General features: G+C 27.8%; 20 protein-coding genes. 8 read left to right on the top strand and 12 right to left on the bottom strand.

Translation table 11 applies throughout. The annotated features are described in order from the left end of the window. Positions 1 to 43 precede the first annotated feature (43 nt). Genes AVENP_RS05605 through AVENP_RS05590 form a run of 4 tightly spaced genes read right to left on the bottom strand, consistent with a single transcriptional unit; the run spans position 44 to position 3,169 of the window. Positions 44 to 556 carry an ureidoglycolate lyase gene (locus AVENP_RS05605; RefSeq protein ID WP_128358876.1) on the bottom strand — a complete coding sequence of 171 codons (513 nt, stop codon included), beginning with the start codon at positions 554 to 556 and terminating at the stop codon, positions 44 to 46. A 2-nt stretch (positions 557 to 558) separates the two neighbouring features. Next, positions 559 to 1,557: an allantoicase gene (gene alc / locus AVENP_RS05600; protein WP_128358877.1), complete on the bottom strand. Its 999-nt coding sequence runs from the start codon at positions 1,555 to 1,557 to the stop codon at positions 559 to 561. Further along, positions 1,557 to 2,483, bottom strand: a complete 927-nt coding sequence (puuE, locus tag AVENP_RS05595; protein WP_128358878.1) for an allantoinase PuuE — start codon at positions 2,481 to 2,483, stop codon at positions 1,557 to 1,559. The genes alc and puuE overlap by 1 nt, the downstream gene beginning before the upstream one ends. Next, the gene (locus tag AVENP_RS05590) at positions 2,480 to 3,169 is read right to left on the bottom strand and encodes a GntR family transcriptional regulator (protein ID WP_128358879.1); all 690 of its coding nucleotides are present in this window, start codon (positions 3,167 to 3,169) and stop codon (positions 2,480 to 2,482) included. Before AVENP_RS05590 ends, puuE begins: the two co-directional genes overlap by 4 nt. 269 nt (positions 3,170 to 3,438) lie before the next feature. Here AVENP_RS05590 and AVENP_RS05585 point away from each other — a divergent pair, with 269 nt between their 5' ends. The 4 genes from AVENP_RS05585 to AVENP_RS05570 are packed head-to-tail and all read left to right on the top strand — an operon-like array spanning position 3,439 to position 6,275. Beyond that, entirely contained in the window at positions 3,439 to 4,215 is a 777-nt protein-coding gene (locus AVENP_RS05585) for a transporter substrate-binding domain-containing protein (protein WP_128358880.1), read from the top strand. Positions 4,216 to 4,227: 12 nt separating this feature from the next. Further along, positions 4,228 to 4,896 carry an amino acid ABC transporter permease gene (locus AVENP_RS05580; RefSeq protein WP_128358881.1) on the top strand — a complete coding sequence of 223 codons (669 nt, stop codon included), beginning with the start codon at positions 4,228 to 4,230 and terminating at the stop codon, positions 4,894 to 4,896. Between the two features lie 13 nt (positions 4,897 to 4,909). Beyond that, entirely contained in the window at positions 4,910 to 5,560 is a 651-nt protein-coding gene (locus AVENP_RS05575; protein ID WP_128358882.1) for an amino acid ABC transporter permease, read from the top strand. Next, positions 5,547 to 6,275 (top strand): amino acid ABC transporter ATP-binding protein, encoded by a 729-nt coding sequence (locus AVENP_RS05570; RefSeq protein ID WP_128358883.1) that lies wholly within the window; start codon positions 5,547 to 5,549, stop codon positions 6,273 to 6,275. Before AVENP_RS05575 ends, AVENP_RS05570 begins: the two co-directional genes overlap by 14 nt. A gap of 52 nt (positions 6,276 to 6,327) precedes the next feature. On the opposite strand, the gene AVENP_RS05565 is transcribed toward AVENP_RS05570, so the two are convergent. The 3 genes from AVENP_RS05565 to AVENP_RS05555 form a co-directional block, all read right to left on the bottom strand. Next, on the bottom strand, positions 6,328 to 7,620 hold the full coding sequence (locus AVENP_RS05565; RefSeq protein WP_128358884.1) for an NCS2 family permease: 1,293 nt from the start codon (positions 7,618 to 7,620) through the stop codon (positions 6,328 to 6,330). 241 nt (positions 7,621 to 7,861) lie between these two features. Then, entirely contained in the window at positions 7,862 to 8,614 is a 753-nt protein-coding gene (locus tag AVENP_RS05560) for an urease accessory protein UreD (protein WP_128358885.1), read from the bottom strand. Between the two features lie 145 nt (positions 8,615 to 8,759). Further along, positions 8,760 to 9,626 (bottom strand): ORF6N domain-containing protein, encoded by an 867-nt coding sequence (locus tag AVENP_RS05555; protein WP_128358886.1) that lies wholly within the window; start codon positions 9,624 to 9,626, stop codon positions 8,760 to 8,762. 285 nt (positions 9,627 to 9,911) lie between these two features. On the opposite strand from AVENP_RS05555, the gene AVENP_RS05550 reads away from it, so the two are divergent. After that, positions 9,912 to 10,412 (top strand): hypothetical protein, encoded by a 501-nt coding sequence (locus AVENP_RS05550; RefSeq protein ID WP_128358887.1) that lies wholly within the window; start codon positions 9,912 to 9,914, stop codon positions 10,410 to 10,412. Beyond that, positions 10,402 to 10,851 (top strand): DUF2846 domain-containing protein, encoded by a 450-nt coding sequence (locus AVENP_RS05545; protein WP_128358888.1) that lies wholly within the window; start codon positions 10,402 to 10,404, stop codon positions 10,849 to 10,851. Before AVENP_RS05550 ends, AVENP_RS05545 begins: the two co-directional genes overlap by 11 nt. A 114-nt stretch (positions 10,852 to 10,965) precedes the next feature. On the opposite strand, the gene urtE is transcribed toward AVENP_RS05545, so the two are convergent. The 5 genes from urtE to urtA all read right to left on the bottom strand — a co-directional run bounded on the left by urtE (position 10,966) and on the right by urtA (position 16,584). Continuing rightward, positions 10,966 to 11,661 carry an urea ABC transporter ATP-binding subunit UrtE gene (gene urtE / locus AVENP_RS05540; RefSeq protein WP_128358889.1) on the bottom strand — a complete coding sequence of 232 codons (696 nt, stop codon included), beginning with the start codon at positions 11,659 to 11,661 and terminating at the stop codon, positions 10,966 to 10,968. Between the two features lie 122 nt (positions 11,662 to 11,783). Further along, complete coding sequence (urtD, locus tag AVENP_RS05535) at positions 11,784 to 12,572, bottom strand: urea ABC transporter ATP-binding protein UrtD (RefSeq protein WP_118885990.1); 789 nt, start codon at positions 12,570 to 12,572, stop codon at positions 11,784 to 11,786. Beyond that, positions 12,572 to 13,681, bottom strand: coding sequence for an urea ABC transporter permease subunit UrtC (urtC, locus tag AVENP_RS05530; RefSeq protein WP_128358890.1), 1,110 nt, complete (start codon positions 13,679 to 13,681; stop codon positions 12,572 to 12,574). The genes urtD and urtC overlap by 1 nt, the downstream gene beginning before the upstream one ends. Positions 13,682 to 13,684: 3 nt before the next feature. Then, positions 13,685 to 15,262 carry an urea ABC transporter permease subunit UrtB gene (gene urtB, locus AVENP_RS05525; protein WP_128358891.1) on the bottom strand — a complete coding sequence of 526 codons (1,578 nt, stop codon included), beginning with the start codon at positions 15,260 to 15,262 and terminating at the stop codon, positions 13,685 to 13,687. Positions 15,263 to 15,312: 50 nt separating this feature from the next. Further along, positions 15,313 to 16,584, bottom strand: coding sequence for an urea ABC transporter substrate-binding protein (gene urtA, locus AVENP_RS05520; protein WP_128358892.1), 1,272 nt, complete (start codon positions 16,582 to 16,584; stop codon positions 15,313 to 15,315). 201 nt (positions 16,585 to 16,785) lie between these two features. Here urtA and AVENP_RS05515 point away from each other — a divergent pair, with 201 nt between their 5' ends. Both AVENP_RS05515 and AVENP_RS05510 read left to right on the top strand, forming a co-directional pair. Continuing rightward, entirely contained in the window at positions 16,786 to 17,601 is an 816-nt protein-coding gene (locus AVENP_RS05515; RefSeq protein ID WP_128358893.1) for an AbiH family protein, read from the top strand. A 159-nt stretch (positions 17,602 to 17,760) separates the two neighbouring features. Continuing rightward, complete coding sequence (locus tag AVENP_RS05510; RefSeq protein WP_128358894.1) at positions 17,761 to 18,630, top strand: RhuM family protein; 870 nt, start codon at positions 17,761 to 17,763, stop codon at positions 18,628 to 18,630. Positions 18,631 to 18,654: the final 24 nt, after the last annotated feature.

Raw genomic sequence — 18,654 nt, 5'->3', positions numbered from 1 at the left:
GATTATTATTTTTGCACCTGTATATTTATTAAGCATATAATTTCTACTTCAAAATTTCAATATCTTCACTTAGTTCTAACTCTATACAATCAACAACTTTATTCTCACTCTTTCCCAAATCACTTCTATCTATTACAATAAATTGTTCATTATCTTCTAAACTAATCAAAGGAAAATGCCAGATTGCTTTTTTGTAAAAGACACCTTGATTTCCATTTGTTTTAAAAACTTTTAATGTATTTAAATCAGGTTTTTCATCACCAAGGGCAACTACTAATAAAAATGGTTTTGTACTTCTTGGCATAAATGTTTGTGAGAAATATGGATGTTTTTCCATCATATTTATTTTTAGAGGAAACTCTCTTTTTTTACCAACATATAAATGAAAAGTAGCAACTCCTCCAAAATCATTACAATCCATATTACATAGATTATAATGTTTATTGGCAAAACCATTATTTATAACAATTGATTCACTTTGCTCTACACTTAATACTTTTCCATATGCTTCAAAATTTTCACAAGTTAAAGCAATAGGTTTTAAAACTTTTTTCATACTTATTTTCCAAGCTCTTCAACTCTAATAAATTTTCCAAATAGTTTTAATCTTGAAATTCCACCATCTGGAAAAATATTGATTCTTATGTGAGTAATTGGTTTTTTATGAAGTAAAAAAGTCTCATCAAAATAGTGTTTATTATTCATTGTTAATTTTTGTTTTGGGATTAACTCTTCCCAAAACATACTTTGCGTAATTACTGAATTATCTGTTGTATTTTCTAAATATGCAGCACAAATAGAAAAAGAATCTGCAAAATTTCCTTTAAAAAACTTTGTGTCAATCATAATATTATCAATAATTGCTGGTTTTGCAAGTTCAATAATTCCCCAGTCAAATCCTGGTTCTCTTCTTCTTCTTGTTTCCCAACCATCACCCATATTTAAAGCATCTTCATCTTTTAAAATATTTTTTAATGAACCATAAAACTCATTGTTTGTATAAATATCTCTTGCTCCATTTCTCATAGAAATAACATTTATATTTTCTTGTTCATAAAGCTTTTCATCAAAACAAATTTCGCCAAAAGCTTTAAATCTTGCAATTCCTCCATCTGGAAAAATATCAACTTTTAAGTGAGTAATTTCACTTGTAAAACTTGAATCAAAAGAGTGTTTATTATGTCCTTGTAAATCACTTTGAGCTAAAAGTTCAAAACTCTCTAAGCTTTCATATTTTTCTAAAAATTCTTCATCTTTCATATCTTTTGCATTATATGCTTTAATAGAAATAGCTAAGGGATAATTTCCCCTAAAAAAAGATGTATCAACTAAAAAAGAGTTGATTTTTGACATGGTTCCTAGTTTAATAATACAATAGTCATTCCCACCATTTCTTCGTCTTCGTGTTTCCCAACCATCCATCCAATGACCATTTTCATCGAACTCTTCTTTAAATACAGCTTCACTTTCTTGAAGCATTCTATCTGCACTTGCAAAAAATTCATCAGTTGTAAAAATTACTTTACTTCCAAGTTCAATACTTGCTACATTTATCATCATTTTTCCTTATTATTTTTAAAATTTTTTATCCAATGATTTGCTATATCAGCTCTTTTACAAAACCAAACATCATCAAATTTTCTTACATATTCCAAAAATCTTCTCATAGCCATAATTTTTCCAGGATGTCCTAAAATTCTGCAATGCATACCAATTGACATCATTTTAGGATTTGTTTTACCCTCATCATATAAAACATCAAAACTATCTTTTAAATAGTTAAAAAATTGCTCACTATAAGAAAAACCATTTGGTAAAAATCTCATATCGTTATTGTCCATAGTATATGGAATTACAAGATGTTGTTTTGTAGTTATTTCAGGAGCAAAATATGGTAAATCATCATTATAAGCATCACTATCGTATAAAAATCCACCCTCTTCTACAACTAATTTTCGTGTATTTTCACTATCTCGTCCTGTGTACCAACCAAGTGGTCTTTTACCTATCATTTTTGTTAAAACTTCTATACTTTTATATAAATGTTCTCTTTCTATTGATTCCTCAATTTTCTGATAATTTATCCATCTATATCCATGAGAACAGATGTCATAATCATGTTTTGCAAGATATTCTGCTAGTTTTGGATTTCTAGCAACTGCCATTGCAACTGCAAAAATAGTAACTGGAATATCAAACTCTTTAAAAAGCTCTAAAATTCTCCATACTCCAACCCTTGAACCATACTCATAAAGCGATTCAATTGATTTATGTCTTTGTCCTACAAAAGCTTCTGGATTTATCATATCAGATAAAAAAATCTCAGATGATTTATCTCCATGAAGTATGCAGTTTTCTGCTCCCTCTTCATAATTTAAAACAAATTGTAAAGCTACTTTAGCATTATTTGGCCATTTTGGATTTATTGGTTCATTTGCATAACCAATTAAATCTCTTGGGTAGTTTTCTATTTCAAAGTTCATATTGTTTCTCTAAAATTTGCAGTTGGAGTTTTATCTACAATTGTTTTATTAAAATTTAACGCTTCCACACAATGGTGCAAATGATGATTCATAATACTTTTTGCATAATCAACATCATTTGATTTAATTGCTTTTATTAAATCATTATGTTCATCATAAGAACAAAAACAAGAGTTACAATCTTCATAAACTAATCCAGCTAAAATACTTAAAGGAATTAGAGGAGTTAAGGCATTTATCAAAAATTCATTCTCACTTAAAAGTGCAAGATTTAGATGAAAATCACAAGATGTTTTAACATACTCACCATTTCTAAATGTTGTTTTTAAATATTTTTCTGTTTCAACTTCATTTTTTAATACTGATAAGTCAATTAATCCTAAAGTATATCTTTGAGTCACTAATGTAATAATTCCCGCTTCAATAATATTTCTGGCTTGATATACTTTTTTTGTATCATCTTCTGTTAGCCATTTTAGATTAAAACCTTGATTCTTTTTATATATAACGATTCCCATACTTTGTAATTGACTAAAAGCTTTTCTCACGGTATCTCGACTTACATCAAATTTTTGTGCAAAAACACTTTCAGATAATTTCATTCCAGGGTGAAATCGTTTATCAAATATTTCATCAAATATATAATTTATAATTACTTCATCAACTGCTAATTCACTATTATTCATAAATACTCCATCAAATATGTTCTACAATTATATATTATTGTCTACAATTATATTTCAGTTTTTCTGTACATAAAATATACATTTTTATGATTATATTTATAAATTATATTTGTCTTAAATTTAAAATAGTTAAATGTTTATTTTATAAACAGATATTGTGTTGACTAAATACAAATCATATCTTAGAATTGTGAAAATGATTGATACATATTATTTACTATTGTAGATAATCTACATAAAGTGTCAACAATAATTCAAAAGGATAAAAGATGTTAAAAAAATTAGTTAAAGCGTTTACAGTTGGTGCAATTCTTGCTAGTCAGTTTGCATATGCAGGAGATTTAGATTCTATTAAAGAGGCAAAAACAATAAAAATTGCAGTACCTCAAGACTTTCCTCCATTTGGTTCAGTTAGTAAAGATATGAGTGTTCAAGGTTATGATATTGATATGGCAAATTTTATTGCTAAAAAATTAGATGTAAAACTTCAATTAGTTCCCGTTACAAGTGCAAATAGAATTCCTTATTTACAAACAGGAAAAGTTGATTTGATTATTTCAAGTTTAGGAAAAAATCCAGAAAGAGAAAAAGCTATTGATTTCTCAAATACTTATGCACCATTTTTCTTAGGTGTTTTTGGAAGTAAAGATGTAAGTGTTTCAAATGCAGCTGAATTAAGTGGAAAAACTATTGGTGTTACAAGAGGTTCTGTTGAAGATATTGAATTAAGTAAATTAGTTGATTCAAGTGTAAATGTTAAAAGATTTGAAGATAACAATACAACGATTTCTGCTTATATTTCTGGACAAGTTAAATTAATAGCAACTGGAAATGTTATCGTAAGTGACATTGCAACAAAACATCCAAATAGTGCACCTGAAGCTAAATTTGCAATTAAAAACTCTCCTTGTTTTATTGGTATGAAAAAAGATCAAGCAGAATTAAAACAATTTATTAATGATTTAATTAGTGAATTAAAAGAAAATGGGGAACTTAATAAAACATCATTAAAATGGTTAAAAGCTGATTTACCAAAAGATTTATAATAAAGGATTTTTATGAATTATCAATTGGATTTTGTAGGATTAACACCATATTATAAAGAGCTTATAAATGGTGTAATATTAACTATTCAAATCACTGCAGCGACAACTATTTTTGGTGTATTCTTAGGAGTTTTAGGTGCTGCTTCAAGAGTAGGGAAAAATACTTTTTTACAAAATCTTGTTGGAGGTTTTGTAGAAGTTATTAGAAATACACCTTTTATAGTTCAACTATTTTTTATATTTTTTGGTTTACCAACTCTTGGCTTTAAGTTAACAGCACTTGAAGCTGGAATGATTGCTATGATTATAAATTTAGGTGCTTATTCAACAGAGATTATACGAGCAGGAGTTGAAGCCACAGACAAAGGTCAATGGGAAGCTGGAAAAACATTAGGATTAAAATGGTCACAAATTTTTTTCCATATTGTTTTACCCCAAGCTTTTAACAAAATATCTCCTGCTTTAATTAGTCAATGTATTATAGTTATGTTAGGTTCATCTGTTTTATCACAAATTTCTGTTGAAGAGTTAACATTTACTGCTAACTTTATTCAATCAAGAACATTTTTGAGTTTTGAATCTTATTTTGTTGTTACTTTTATTTATTTAATTCTTGCAGTTTTATTACGGTTTATTTTGAACTTTGCAAGTAAAAAAATATTTAAATCTCATCTAATGTAAAAAGGATTTTATAATGGAACAATTTACAAATATGGATATATTTCAAAATCTTTTATTGGCAGCTAGATGGACAATATTATTATCTTTAATTGCATTTATTGGTGGTGGAGTTGTTGCTGGAATATTAAGTATTTTACGAATGATGAATAATCCAATTATCTCATTTTGTATAAATTTATATGTTGAAATATTTCAAGGTATTCCTTTATTAATGCAGTTATTCCTAGCTTTTTTTGGTTTGTCATTATTAGGTTTAGATATTGGAGCTTGGGCTGCTGCTTCATTGGCTTTAACACTATTTACAAGTGCATTTTTATGCGAAATTTGGAGAGGATGTTTAGATTCTGTTCCAAAAGGACAATGGGAAGCTTGTAAAACAATGGGATTGAACTATTATCAAACAATATTTCATGTAATAATTCCCCAATCAATAAGAGTAGCCACTGCACCAACTGTTGGCTTTTCAGTACAAGTTGTAAAAGGAACAGCTCTAGCTTCAATAATTGGTTTTGTTGAACTTACAAAAGCTGGAACTATGTTAAATAATGCAACATTTGAACCATTTAAAGTGTTCGCAATGGTTGCTTTATTATATTTTTTAATTTGCTATCCACTAACAAGATATAGTAAATATTTAGAAAGGAAATTAAATGCCTCTAGTTAGTATTGAAAATGTTCATAAATATTATGGAGATAAACATGTCTTAAAAGGCATTAATTTAAAAGTTAATGCAGGAGAAGTAATCTCTATTATTGGTAGATCTGGTTCAGGAAAAAGTACGCTTTTAAGATGTATTAATGGTCTTGAAGAACACCAAGAGGGAAATGTTTTAGTTGGTAATTTAGAAGTTACAGCAAATGAAGTTCAATTATTAAGACTTAGTAAAATATGTGGAATGATTTTTCAAGGCTTTAATCTATATCCACATAAAACAGCTGGTGAAAATGTAATGTTATCTCCAAAATTGGTTTTAAATAAAACTGATAAAGAGTGTAAAGAACTAGCAATGCAATGTCTTGAAAAAGTAGGAATGGAACAGATGTTTAACCAATATCCAAACAGCTTATCAGGTGGACAAAAACAACGTGTTGCAATAGCTAGATCACTTGCTATGTCTCCAAAAATTTTATTGTGTGATGAGATTACATCTGCACTTGACCCAGAACTTGTTGGTGAAGTTTTAAAAGTATTAGAAAATCTTGCTAAAGAGGGAATGACACTTATTTTAGTAACTCACGAAATGAATTTTGCAAGAGATATTGGGGATAGAGTTGTATTTATGCACCAAGGTAAAGTTTGGGAAACAGGTCCTAGTGACGAAGTATTTGCAAATCCTAAAACACCAGAACTTCAAAATTTTTTATCTTCTGTTTTATAATTTTATTTTTAGGGAACAATCCCTAAAAATAACTCTTTTTTAATATTTTTACTTATAAAATAAATGCCAAAATACTAATAAGAGTAATAACAAGAATCCCGATATTTAAATCTTTAAATTCTCTTTTTGCTAGTTTAATAATTGTATATACTAAAAATCCTGCTGATATCCCATTTGTAATTGAAAATGTCAATGGCATTAATATAACAATTAAAAATGATGCTGCACTTGTAGCTAAATCTGACTCTTTAAAATCTATTTTCCCAAGTTCAGTAAACATTAAAACTCCAACAACAACTAAAACAGGATAAATTGCATTTGAGGGAATTGATTTAAAAAGTGGTAACATAAACAAAGTTGTAACAAAAAACATTGCGGTAAATACAGCTGTTAATCCAGTTCTTCCACCTGCTTCAACTCCTGCTGCACTTTCAACAAATGAAGTTGTTGTTGAAACTCCTAATAAACTTCCAGCAGTTGTTGCAAGAGCATCAGCTTCAAGTGTTCTTTGTAGTGATTTATCTTCTTTATTATTTTCTTGGAAAAGATTTGCTCTTGTTCCAACTCCTGTCAAAGTTCCTAAAGTATCAAACATATCTGTAATTAAAAAAGTAATAATTACAGGTAATAAAGATAAAGTCATAGCACTAAAAATATCTAATTTAAGGTAAATTGGAGCAATAGATGCAGGCATTGATAACACTGATTCAGGTAAACTTCCTAATCCAAAAATCCAAGCTACAATTGAAGTTATTGCTATTGATAAAATAAATGAAGCTTTAACTTTGTAAGCATAAAAGATAAAACAAAGAATAAGTCCTAAAACACCAAGAAGAACATTTGGATTTGAAAAATCACCAAGAGATACTAAAGTAGCTTTATTTGCCACAATCATTCCCATTTGTTTAAGACCAATAAATGCAATAAAAGCACCAATACCAGCACTAATTGCTCGTCTTAAATTCATAGGAATTGAAGTCATAACCCAAACTCTAAACTCAGTTAGTGATAAAATCACAAATAAAATCCCTGATAAAAATACAATACCTAAAGCTGTTTGCCAAGGAATATTCATTCCTAAAACTAATCCATAAGAAAAGTATGCATTTAATCCCATACCAACACTCATTGCAATTGGAGTATTAGACCAAAGTCCTGAAAAAAGTGTTGCTAAAATAGTAATTAATGCAGTTGCAGTAACAACAGCATCCATAGGAAGTCCAGCATCAGAAAGTACAAATCCATTTACTGGAACTATATACATCATTGTTAAAAAAGTAGTAAATCCAGCTGAAAACTCAGTTCCTACTTTTGTATTGTGTTCTTTTAGTTTAAAAAAACCCATCCTTTTATCCTTAAAATCAAATATATTGGAATAGTACATAATTGCATACAGTTTTTGAATAATATCATCGTATACTATTTGCTCAATTTTAAAAATAATTTTCAAGGAGAAGTGGATTTTTAATAAAATTAATAATTATTGTACTATTTATGAGCATATTATATACATTGTAAGCATAATATATTCTATATTTATTATAAAGATTTAAAAAAAAATAAGAATATTAAAATTTATATGAATTTTACTGTTTCCCCAAAGAAAATTCTTTTTTATTCATATTTTCTCTATATATTTTCCAAACATTCATAATTTTAGATTTTAGATTTGACATATTGTTTGAGCTTATTACACCTATGATTATTTTTTTATTTTGACTAAAGGTAAATGATTCGAAGTTATTTTGATGTATTTGTTTTAGGAACTCTTCATTATTTTTTGTTTTTATATAAAACTTAGCAAAAATAAAATTCTTACTGCTTTTTCTAGTGATATAATCTTTTAGTTCATCACCTAAAATATCGAATTTTTCTATATATTCTAGTTTTTCATTTTCAAAAAATCTATTTTTTATTTTCATTTTTGAGAAATCAAAGTTTTCAAAACTTCTTCCACGACTCAAAATATCTGTATAAAAAAAAGTTGAATTTTCATCGCTTTTTAGATTAAAAAACTGAATATATCGTGAATCTTTATACAAAATCAACTCATCATTTATAAACTCTAAATTTGAGTTGTTAAAAAGTTGCACATCTATTTTATTTATTCCATACTCTTTTTTTGATGGATAGATTTTTGTGGCTGATTCGGTTGTGAGTATTAAGTTTGAATTATCAAGTTTTACAGATGTTCTAAGTCTATCTTTTGGAAAAATTCCCTCACCAATATTTAGTAACTTTATGTAATTTTCTTGCTCATTAAAATGATAATGTCTTGAGGGAAGTTTCAAACTATCTAATGAAAAAACCTCATCTTTAAAACTAAACTTAATACTCATTTTTCTCCTAAAAATCATGCTTTAATCTATAAATATTTTATCCAAAAAATCATAGATTACTTTTTTTTCACCTGTATAAATTATATATAGGATTTAGTTTTTGATTTTTAATTTTGCTGGGGAGAACAACACTTAGGCAACACTTTTATTTTTTTAAATAATCTAATATTTTTAGATTTTCTATTTCAAACTTAGAAAAAGCGAACCACTTTTTACCCAAATCTTTAATACTAGCTCCTAAATGATAAACTTCTTTTTTATCAATGATTAAAAATCTATCGTGAGAGTTTTTGAACTCAAAAAGTTCTATATTTTGGTACTGAGTTTGATATTTTTGGAAATCTAGTTTTAGTTGTTTTGAAATAGTTTTTGTATAAATCTTGATTTTAATATTTGGGTATTTTGAAAATATTGTAAATACTGTTTCATCAATGTAGTTATCAATTAGAATTATTTCATTTGTTGCAAGTTTTAATAAATCATTTATAAAAACATAAGCATCAAAAACTTCTCCATCATAAAATATCCCTTGTTTTGGTTTAAGAGATTTATCTTCTAAAGCATCAAAAAGTTTGTCAAAATTTTCATCATGGATAGTTAATCTTTGTTCTATTCTTTCAAATCGTTCAAACATAGGAATATTCTGAGAAATAAGTTTTCTAATATTTGCAAAGGTTTTTATAATATAAACCGTAACTTCAGAAGCAACTTTACTTTTTAGAATAGTTGCTAACATATAAATACCTTGTTCTGTAAAAACTTTTGGATTTATTCTAGTTTTAGAGAAATTTGCGGTCAAATTTTTTGACCGCAAATTTTCAAATTCATTATTTGTCAATTCAAAATAAAAATCATCCATAAATTTATCTTGATTATTACGAACTGCTTGATTTATATGTTTTGTTTCAACTCCATAAAGTTCTGCTAAGTCTCTATCTAACATCACTTGAAGATTTCTTATTGTGTGAATTTTATCTTTTATACTATTTTCATTTATTATCAAATTTTGCATTTTTTAGCCTTTTGAATTTATATGAAGAATTATATAAATTTTTTTGATTAATAATTAAAAATATTACAATTTGTTATTTATTTATTTTATCTTTAAGATGAAGTCATATACATTCCCAAGGGGAACATTGGGAACGATGGAAATTATATATAGAATTTAGTCTTTAATTTTTAATTTATGAGAGAAAAACAACACTTATGCAACAATTACTTAATTCTTTTAAAAAGAGTCATTTAAGAGTCATTTGATTGATATAATGTTAAAAGATTATTATAGGATAAGAGTATGATTAAATATTTTACTTTAGCTACATTATGTATTTTTTTATTTACTGCTTGTTCAAATAAAATGTTAATTGAACCAACTGTTTCAAAAAACTTAATTACAACGAAACAAATCAAAGCTAATCTTATTGGTAAAAAAACATTTTTACCTAATATCATTACTAAAGATGAGTATTCTTTAATAAATATTGATTATAGTATTAATGAAACATATAATATCAATGGTAAAAATAGTGATATTATAAATCTTTTTAATCCTTTGTTGTTTGTTGGTTTTCCATTAGGGGATAATTTATTTTTTATTAATGCTAATTTAAAAATTATAAAAAACAACAGAGTTATAAAAGATTATAATGCAAAATGTTTGCATACATATACTAGAAACTTATTTGGTAATCCTAATTTTACATCAATGAGAAATGAATGTTTAGAAGAGATAAAAGATAATCTAAATTCACAAATAATAAATCATATAGAAAAAGGAGAGTTAAATGAAATTTAATAAAAAAAATGTAGGTGTATTAATTGTAGCTATTAGCGCAACGTTTATGTTTACAGGATGTGGTGCAAAGGGTGAAAAATTTGGAAGTTTTAAATTACCATCAGAAAATAAATCTATGTTATATGTTTATAGACCATCAAGTTTTATAGGTGGAGGAGTTTATTATGATATTCATACAAATAATAATAAAGATGAAATTATCGGAACACTAAGAAATGGAGGATTTATAGAAAAGGAAATCACTCCAAATGAGAATACTGAGATTTGGGCAAAAACTGAATCAAAAGCTTCTGTAAGTATTGATATGAAACCTAATGAAACATATTGCGTAAAAGGTGGAGTAGGTGTAGGATTTTTAGTTGGTAGACCAAATTTAGAAATAGTTGATAAAACTTTATGTGAAAAAGAAATAGTTGATACACAAAAATCTTTTGATTAATATTATTTTTTAAAAGAAGAGAATTTATCTAATTTAGACAACTTCTCTACTATTTTAAAAAAATAATAAAATATTTTATTTATAACTTATTTTTAGATAAATAAAGAAAAATTATTATACCGACATATACTTCCTAATAATCTCATCACTAAGTTGCCCTATTTCGCCATTTGCAACAACACTTCCTCTATCTATTACATAAAAGTCATCTCCGTGTCGTCTGGCAAAGGGTAGTTTTTGCTCTACTAACAATACTGTGATTTGCTCTTCTTTTGTAAGATAATCGATTACTTCTCCGATTTGAGCTACGATATTTGGTTGGATTCCTTCACTTGGCTCATCTAAAATCAAAAAGTTTGGGTCAATACATAATGCTCTTCCAATTGCCAACTGTTGCTGTTGTCCTCCGCTTAAATCTCCGCCTTTTCTATTTGCCATATCTTTTAGAACTGGAAATAAGTCATAGATTTTATCTGGGATTTTTTTGATTTTATTTCTATTTGTCATTACTCCAATTTCAAGATTTTCTTTTACTGTTAGTTGTGAAAAAATCTCTCTTCCTTGTGGAACATAACCTATTGCGATTCCTGCTCTTTGGAAGTCTGAAAGTTTTGATATATCATTTCCCTCATAGATGATTTTTCCATCTTTGATTGGAAGTAATCCCATGATTACTTTACTGATAGTTGTTTTTCCAACTCCATTTCTTCCCATAAGACAAGTACATCTTCCTTTTTTTATCTCTAAATCCAAATCCCATAAAGTGTGGCTTTGTCCGTAATATTGATTTATTTTTTCTAGTTTTAGCATTTTTTTTCCTTCAATTTTCAAAAAAATTCAAAGTATGTTGCTAGTACAAGGCGAAAACTTGAAGGTTTACTACAAGTAAATCGAAAGTTTTAACGCCGTAATAGTGACATAATTTGGATTTTTTATTCTCCTAGATATACTTTTCGCACTTTTTCATTATTCTGTATTGAGTCCATAGAACCTTCTGCCAAAACAGAACCTTCATGTAAAACTGTCACTTTTTTTGCGATACTTCTTATAAATTCCATATCATGTTCTACAACTACAACTGCATTATTCACTGCTAAACTTGTCAAAATCTCTGCTGTTTTTTCAACCTCTTGTGGTGTCATTCCTGCAACTGGCTCATCTACAAGTAATAATTTTGGTTCTTGCATAATTAACATTCCTATTTCTAGCCACTGTTTTTGACCGTGTGATAAAATTCCTGCTTCAAGATTATAAAGCTCTTTTAGACCTATTAATTTCATGGTTTCTTCGATTTTGTCTTTTTGCTCGCTACTCAATTTTGAGAAAAGTGTTTTGAAGAATCTTTTATCATCTTTCATTGCCAGTTCTAAGTTTTCAAAAACTGTATGATTTTGAAATACTGTTGGTTTTTGAAACTTTCTTCCAATTCCAATTTGTGCAATAGTTGGCTCATCTAAACTCAATAAATCAACAGCTTCTCCAAAAATAACACTTCCAGAATCTGGTCTTGTTTTACCTGTTACCACATCCATCATTGTTGATTTTCCAGCTCCATTTGCTCCGATAATACATCTTAGTTCCCCATAATTTATAGAAAAACTAAGATTATTTAAAGCCTTAAATCCATCGAAACTAACACTTACCCCATCCACAAGAAGAATTCTACTTCCGATTTTTAAATCTCCGATATTATCTTCATTTCTATTTCTTAAAGATACCATTATGAAGCCTTTCTTTTTTCATTTATCATGGCTATTAACCCAACTATTCCCTTTGGAAGATATAAAGTAACTACTACAAATAATCCACCTAAAGCATATAACCAAACTTCTGGAAGTGCCGAAGTAAAATATGTACTTGCAAGACTCACAACAATAGCCCCAATAATCGCTCCATACAAAGTTCCTCTCCCTCCAATAGCAACCCAAATTACTAACTCAATAGAAAATAATGGAGAAAATACATTTGGGTTTATGATTGCAACTTGTGGCACATATAAAGCCCCTGCAATTCCAGCTAAGACAGCTGAAACCACAAAGATAAAAAGTTTATATTGCTCAACTTTATAACCCAAAAATCTCACACGACTCTCTGCATCTCTTATAGAGATTACCACTCGTCCAAGTCTTGAATTTATGATAAATCTACAAATCAAATATCCAAAAACCAAAGCAAAAAAAGTGATTATCAATAAAGCAACCCTTGTAGTGTCTGCTGATAAATCAAACCCTAAAATATCTTTAAAATCTGTCAAACCATTGTTTCCACCAAAACCCATATCATTTCTAAAAAATGCTAACATCAAAGCATAAGTTAAAGCTTGAGTTATGATTGAAAGATAAACTCCTGTTACCCTACTTCTAAATGCAAACCAACCAAATACAAAAGCCAAAATTGCTGGAACAATCATCACCATTAAAATTGCAAAAACTGGATTATCAAAACCATACCAAAACCAAGGAAGTTCTTTTAGGTTCATAAATACCATAAAATCTGGAAGTTCGGCATTTCCATAAACTCCCCTATCACCAATTTGACGCATCAAATACATAGCAAAAGCATATCCACCAAGGGCAAAAAATGCCCCATGTCCAAGTGATAAAATCCCTAAATATCCCCAAACTAAATCTAAAGCCAAAGCTAAAAGTGCAAAAGCTAGATATTTTCCCAAAATCGTAACTGTAAAAGTTGAGATATGAAAAATCGAACTCTCAGGAATAAACAAATTACAAAAAGCAACCACAAACACTACAATACTCAAAGATGATAAAACTATTTTTCCACCTTTGTCATTTTCTAAGATTCTTAAAATTATTGATTTATTTTCCATCTTTTAATCCTGTGCATCTCGACCTTTTTGAGGGAATAATCCTCTAGGTCTTTTTTGTATAAATAAAATAATAAATACCAATATGATAACTTTTGCCAAAATCGCACCTGCAAGTGGTTCGATAAATTTGTTTATTTCCCCAAGTGTAAATGAAGCGATTAAAGTTCCCCATAAATTTCCAACTCCACCAAAAACAACAACCATAAATGAATCTACAATGTACGCTTGCCCTAAATTTGGCCCAACATTTGTTAGCTGTGATAAAGCAACTCCAGCAACTCCTGCTATTCCTGAACCAATACCAAAAGTGATTGCATCAATTTTACTTGATTGAATTCCCATAGCTCTTGCTATTGGTCTATTTTGTGAAACAGCTCGAACTTTTAGTCCTAATGATGTTTTTTTCATCACATAAAGAATCGCAAAAAAGACAATAAAAGCAAAAATCACAACATACAATCTATTGTAAGTCAAAGATAAAGCTCCGTTTATTTCCAAAGCTCCACTCATCCAAGAAGGAGTTTTCACCTCTTGATTTAGAGGAGAAAATATTGTTCTCACCACTTGTTGTAAAATCAAACTTATTCCAAAAGTTGCAAGTAGTGTTTCAAGTGGTCTTCCGTATAAATGACGAATAACCAATCTTTCAATAGCAATTCCCACTAATCCACTTATTATAAAAGCACATGGAATTGCGATAATTACAGAATACTCAATTAAATTTGGCATTAATTGTTGGATTGTATAAGTTGTATATGCTCCAATCATTATTAACTCACCATGAGCCATATTTATTACTTTCATAACTCCAAAAGTAATAGCTAAACCAATAGCAGCTAAAAGTAAAACTGACCCTTGAGAAAGTCCAAAAAATGCAGTTTCAATAAATGAATAAAAAGTTTTGCTTAACTCGATTTCATTTAAAGCATTTTTAACTGCCTCTTTTATTTTTTCATCATTTGACTCTTTTAAACCAGTTAAAGTTTCAAGTGATTTTGCAGATAAAAATCCACCAAGTTCACTTATAGCTTTTAGTTGTTCATCACCACTTGAAAATTTTGCAGTTATGTTTGCAAGGCTCTCAAGTAAAATATCTTTTATTGAAGATTTTTTTTCACTTTTTAAAGCCTCTAAAATAATCTCTTTATCTTGTTCTTCAAGATTTTCCAAGATATTTTTTGCAGCATTTAATCTTTTGTTTTCATCACTTGCAAAAAGATTTATTTTTGCTAATGAAGCTTTTATAACACTTCTTAATTTATTATTTATTTTTACTTTTGAAAAATCATCTGCTGAAGCATTTGAAATAATATTATTTGTAAATAGAGATTTAAAACTATCTTTCTCTAAAAATAGGATTTCGTTGCTTTGATTTTGAAAATAGAGATTTCCTAAAAGCATATTTTGTAATAAAACTTCTAATCTTTGTTCATCTTTATAATTTATTATTAACTCATTTAAAACATCTTCTTTTACTTTGAAACTATTGTCTGATAATTTGCTAGATAACTCTTCAAAAGTTGAAGAGTATGAAAATGAGAAAATCAATAAATTAAGGAGTATTATTTTTAAAATATTCATTTTTATTTCCTTGAAAAACATGGAAGAAAACTCTTCCATATTTTGATTTGTTATTTAGTACCTACACATTTTTTAGTAACTGTGTTGTAGCTTCCACAATTAACTGGTTTTGTCCAATCAGCGATTAAATCTTTGCTTCCTGGTAAGAAATCAGACCAAGCATCACCTTCAATCTCTTTTGTTGAAGAAACAGTCTCAAATTGTCCATCTTCTTGAATCTCACCGATTAATACAGGTTTTGTAATGTGGTGATTTTTAAGCATAGTTGCAGTTCCACCTGTTAAGTTTGGAACACTTAAACCAATAATCGCATCACTAACTTTGTTTACATCTGTAGTTCCAGCTTTTTCAACAGCTTTTACCCATAGATTAAATCCAATATATGTAGCTTCCATTGGGTCATTTGTAACTCTTTTTTCATCTTTGATAAATTTGTGCCATGTTGAAATGAAATCTTTATTGATTTTTGTATCAGCACTTTCGAAATAATTCCACGCAGCTAAATGCCCAACTAAAGGTTTTGTATCAATTCCTGAAAGTTCTTCTTCACCAACAGAAAATGCCATAACTGGAATCTCTTCAGCTTTTACACCTTGGTTTCCTAACTCTTTATAAAATGGAATATTTGCATCTCCATTGATAGTTGAAACAACTGCCGTTTTTGTTCCCGTTGAACCAAATTTCTTAATATCAGATACGATTGATTGCCAATCAGAGTGACCAAATGGCGTATAGTTAATCATAATATCTTCTTTTTTAATACCTTTAGAGATTAAATAAGCCTCTAAGATTTTGTTTGTAGTTCGGGGATAAACATAGTCCGTTCCAGCTAAAACAAATCTTTTTACACCCATCTCTTTCATCAGATAATCAACAGCTGGAATTGCTTGTTGGTTTGGTGCAGCACCTGTATAGAATACATTTTTACTTGATTCTTCACCCTCATATTGAACAGGGTAAAATAATAAACCATTTAACTCTTCAACAACTGGAAGAACTGATTTTCTAGAAACTGATGTCCAACAACCAAATGTAACATCAACTTTATCTTGAGTTAATAATCCTCTCATTTTTTCAGCAAATAAAGGCCAGTTTGAAGCTGGGTCAACAACTACTGGTTCAAGTTTTTTACCTAAAATTCCACCTTTTTTATTTTGCTCATCTATTAACATTAAAACCGTATCTTTTAATGTAGTCTCAGAAATAGCCATAGTTCCAGATAAAGAGTGTAAAACCCCAACTTTGATAGTATCAGCAGCGTGAACTAACATTCCACCAAGTAATGCAGAAGTAACAATTGCTTTTGCAAATAATCTTTTCATAAAATCTCCTTTTAGTTTAAGTCCTTTTGACTTCTAAGAGAAGTATAAAAAAGAAGTGTTGTTTTAGTGTTGCTTTTGGTGTTAGTTGTGAAAGGTTGGTGTATAGATTTTAGACAGAGGGAGTTTTTTATAATTTCCCCTCATAGATTGATTTTATTACTTTTAATATATAATTTAAAATAATTAAATATTAGGGAAAGTATGAAAATCATAATTATTGGAAATGGATTTGATTTAAGTCTAGGTTTAAAAACGAGTTATAAAGATTTTATAGAAAGTGATTATTTTACTTCATTACTAAATGAGAATAACACTTTAGCACTACACTTATATATAAAACAAGAAATAAATAACTGGGTTGATATAGAAAAAGAGTTAACAGAATATTCAAAAAAAATTCAAAATGACAAATCAAAAGTAAAAAATGATTTTAAAGAACTAAAGAATACATTGATGGATTACTTAAAAGAAGCTCAAGAAAAAGAGATTAATCAAAATTCAAAAGCATTTGAAATGATGAAAAATGAAATTTTAGATACAGATATAATTTATAATTTTAATTACACAAATTCTGTGTTTAAAGTTGCTGAAATTTTAGGGATTTCTGACATAAAATCTAAACACTCTTTTGTTCATGGCTCAATTGAAAATAAAAATATTATTTTTGGTGTCGAGGATGATGCTAGAATAAATAATAATCATATTTTTTTGAAAAAATCATCTACTATTAATTTTGCTGAGTCGGATATAATCAAAATTCTTAACAATAATAGAGATAAAAAAATCCATTTGATTATTTTTGGACATTCTTTAGGAATAACAGATAGTTCGTATTTTAGTAGTTATTTTTCCGCACTTACACATGAATTTAATAGTACTAAAATGAAACTTTATTATTTCGGAGAAGAAGCCCATGATGAAATGATGTTTATACTTGATAAATACACAATTCATAACTTAACAGATTTTAAACACTATAATGATTTAAAATTTATTGATTCATCAATCTACCCCTAATTATAAAGAACTACCTAAAATAAATATAAAAACTTAAGGTCACAATTTGTGACCTTAAACAAATCAATAAAATCAAGAAAAAATAACAATTTGCAATATTTTTAAAGCAAAACTAATTTTTTTGATAAAGTTATAAAATAACTTTTCAAAGGTGATTTTATGGATAATATTTCAAATATTGTACTTTACAATGATGGAGAATTAGAACTAAAAGTTTCTGTAAATGAAGAAACAATTTGGCTTACACAAAAACAACTGTCGGAGCTTTTTAGTGTTGAAATACATACTATTAATTATCATATTAAAAATATTTATAAACAAAAAGAACTAAATAAAAATTCAACTATTCGAATTTTTCGAATAGTTCAAAAAGAAGGAAATAGAGAGATTCAAAGAAATATTGAACACTATAATCTTGATATGATTATATCAATAGGATATAGAGTAAACTCAATTACAGCTACAAAATTCCGTCAATGGGCAACATCTATTTTAAAAAATTACATTAAAAATGGCTATGTAATAAATGCTGATAAAATTACTAATGAAAGATTTGTAAATTTAGAAAATGATGTAAATATTTTAAAATCTCAAATGAATGATGTCAAATCACTTATAAAAAACAATACTTTAGAAACAACTCAAGGTATTTTCTATGATGGTCAAATTTATGACGCTTATAGTTTTATTTCTGATTTATTAAGAAGTGCAAAAGATGAAATCATCTTAATAGATAACTATATAGATGATACAGTTTTAACATTGTTTTCAAAAATTTCAAATATAAAAGTAACTATCTATACAAATATTATTTCTAAACAACTCAAACTTGATTTTGAAAAATATTCAAAGCAGTACAATAATATCACCCTAAAAACTTTCAAAAATTCTCACGATAGATTTCTGATTATTGATAATCAAAAAATTTATCATATTGGTGCTAGTTTGAAGGATTTGGGTAAAAAATGGTTTGCTTTTTCTAAGATAAATTTGGAAATATCAGAACTATTAGAAAAATTAAAAGAATAAAAATTTAATCTTTAATCTTGATAT

The sequence above is a fragment of the Arcobacter venerupis genome (genome assembly GCF_013201665.1).
Lineage (GTDB): Bacteria > Campylobacterota > Campylobacteria > Campylobacterales > Arcobacteraceae > Aliarcobacter > Aliarcobacter venerupis.
The sequence above is the reverse complement of the archived record's forward strand: the minus strand, read 5'-3'. Positions and strand labels throughout refer to the sequence as shown.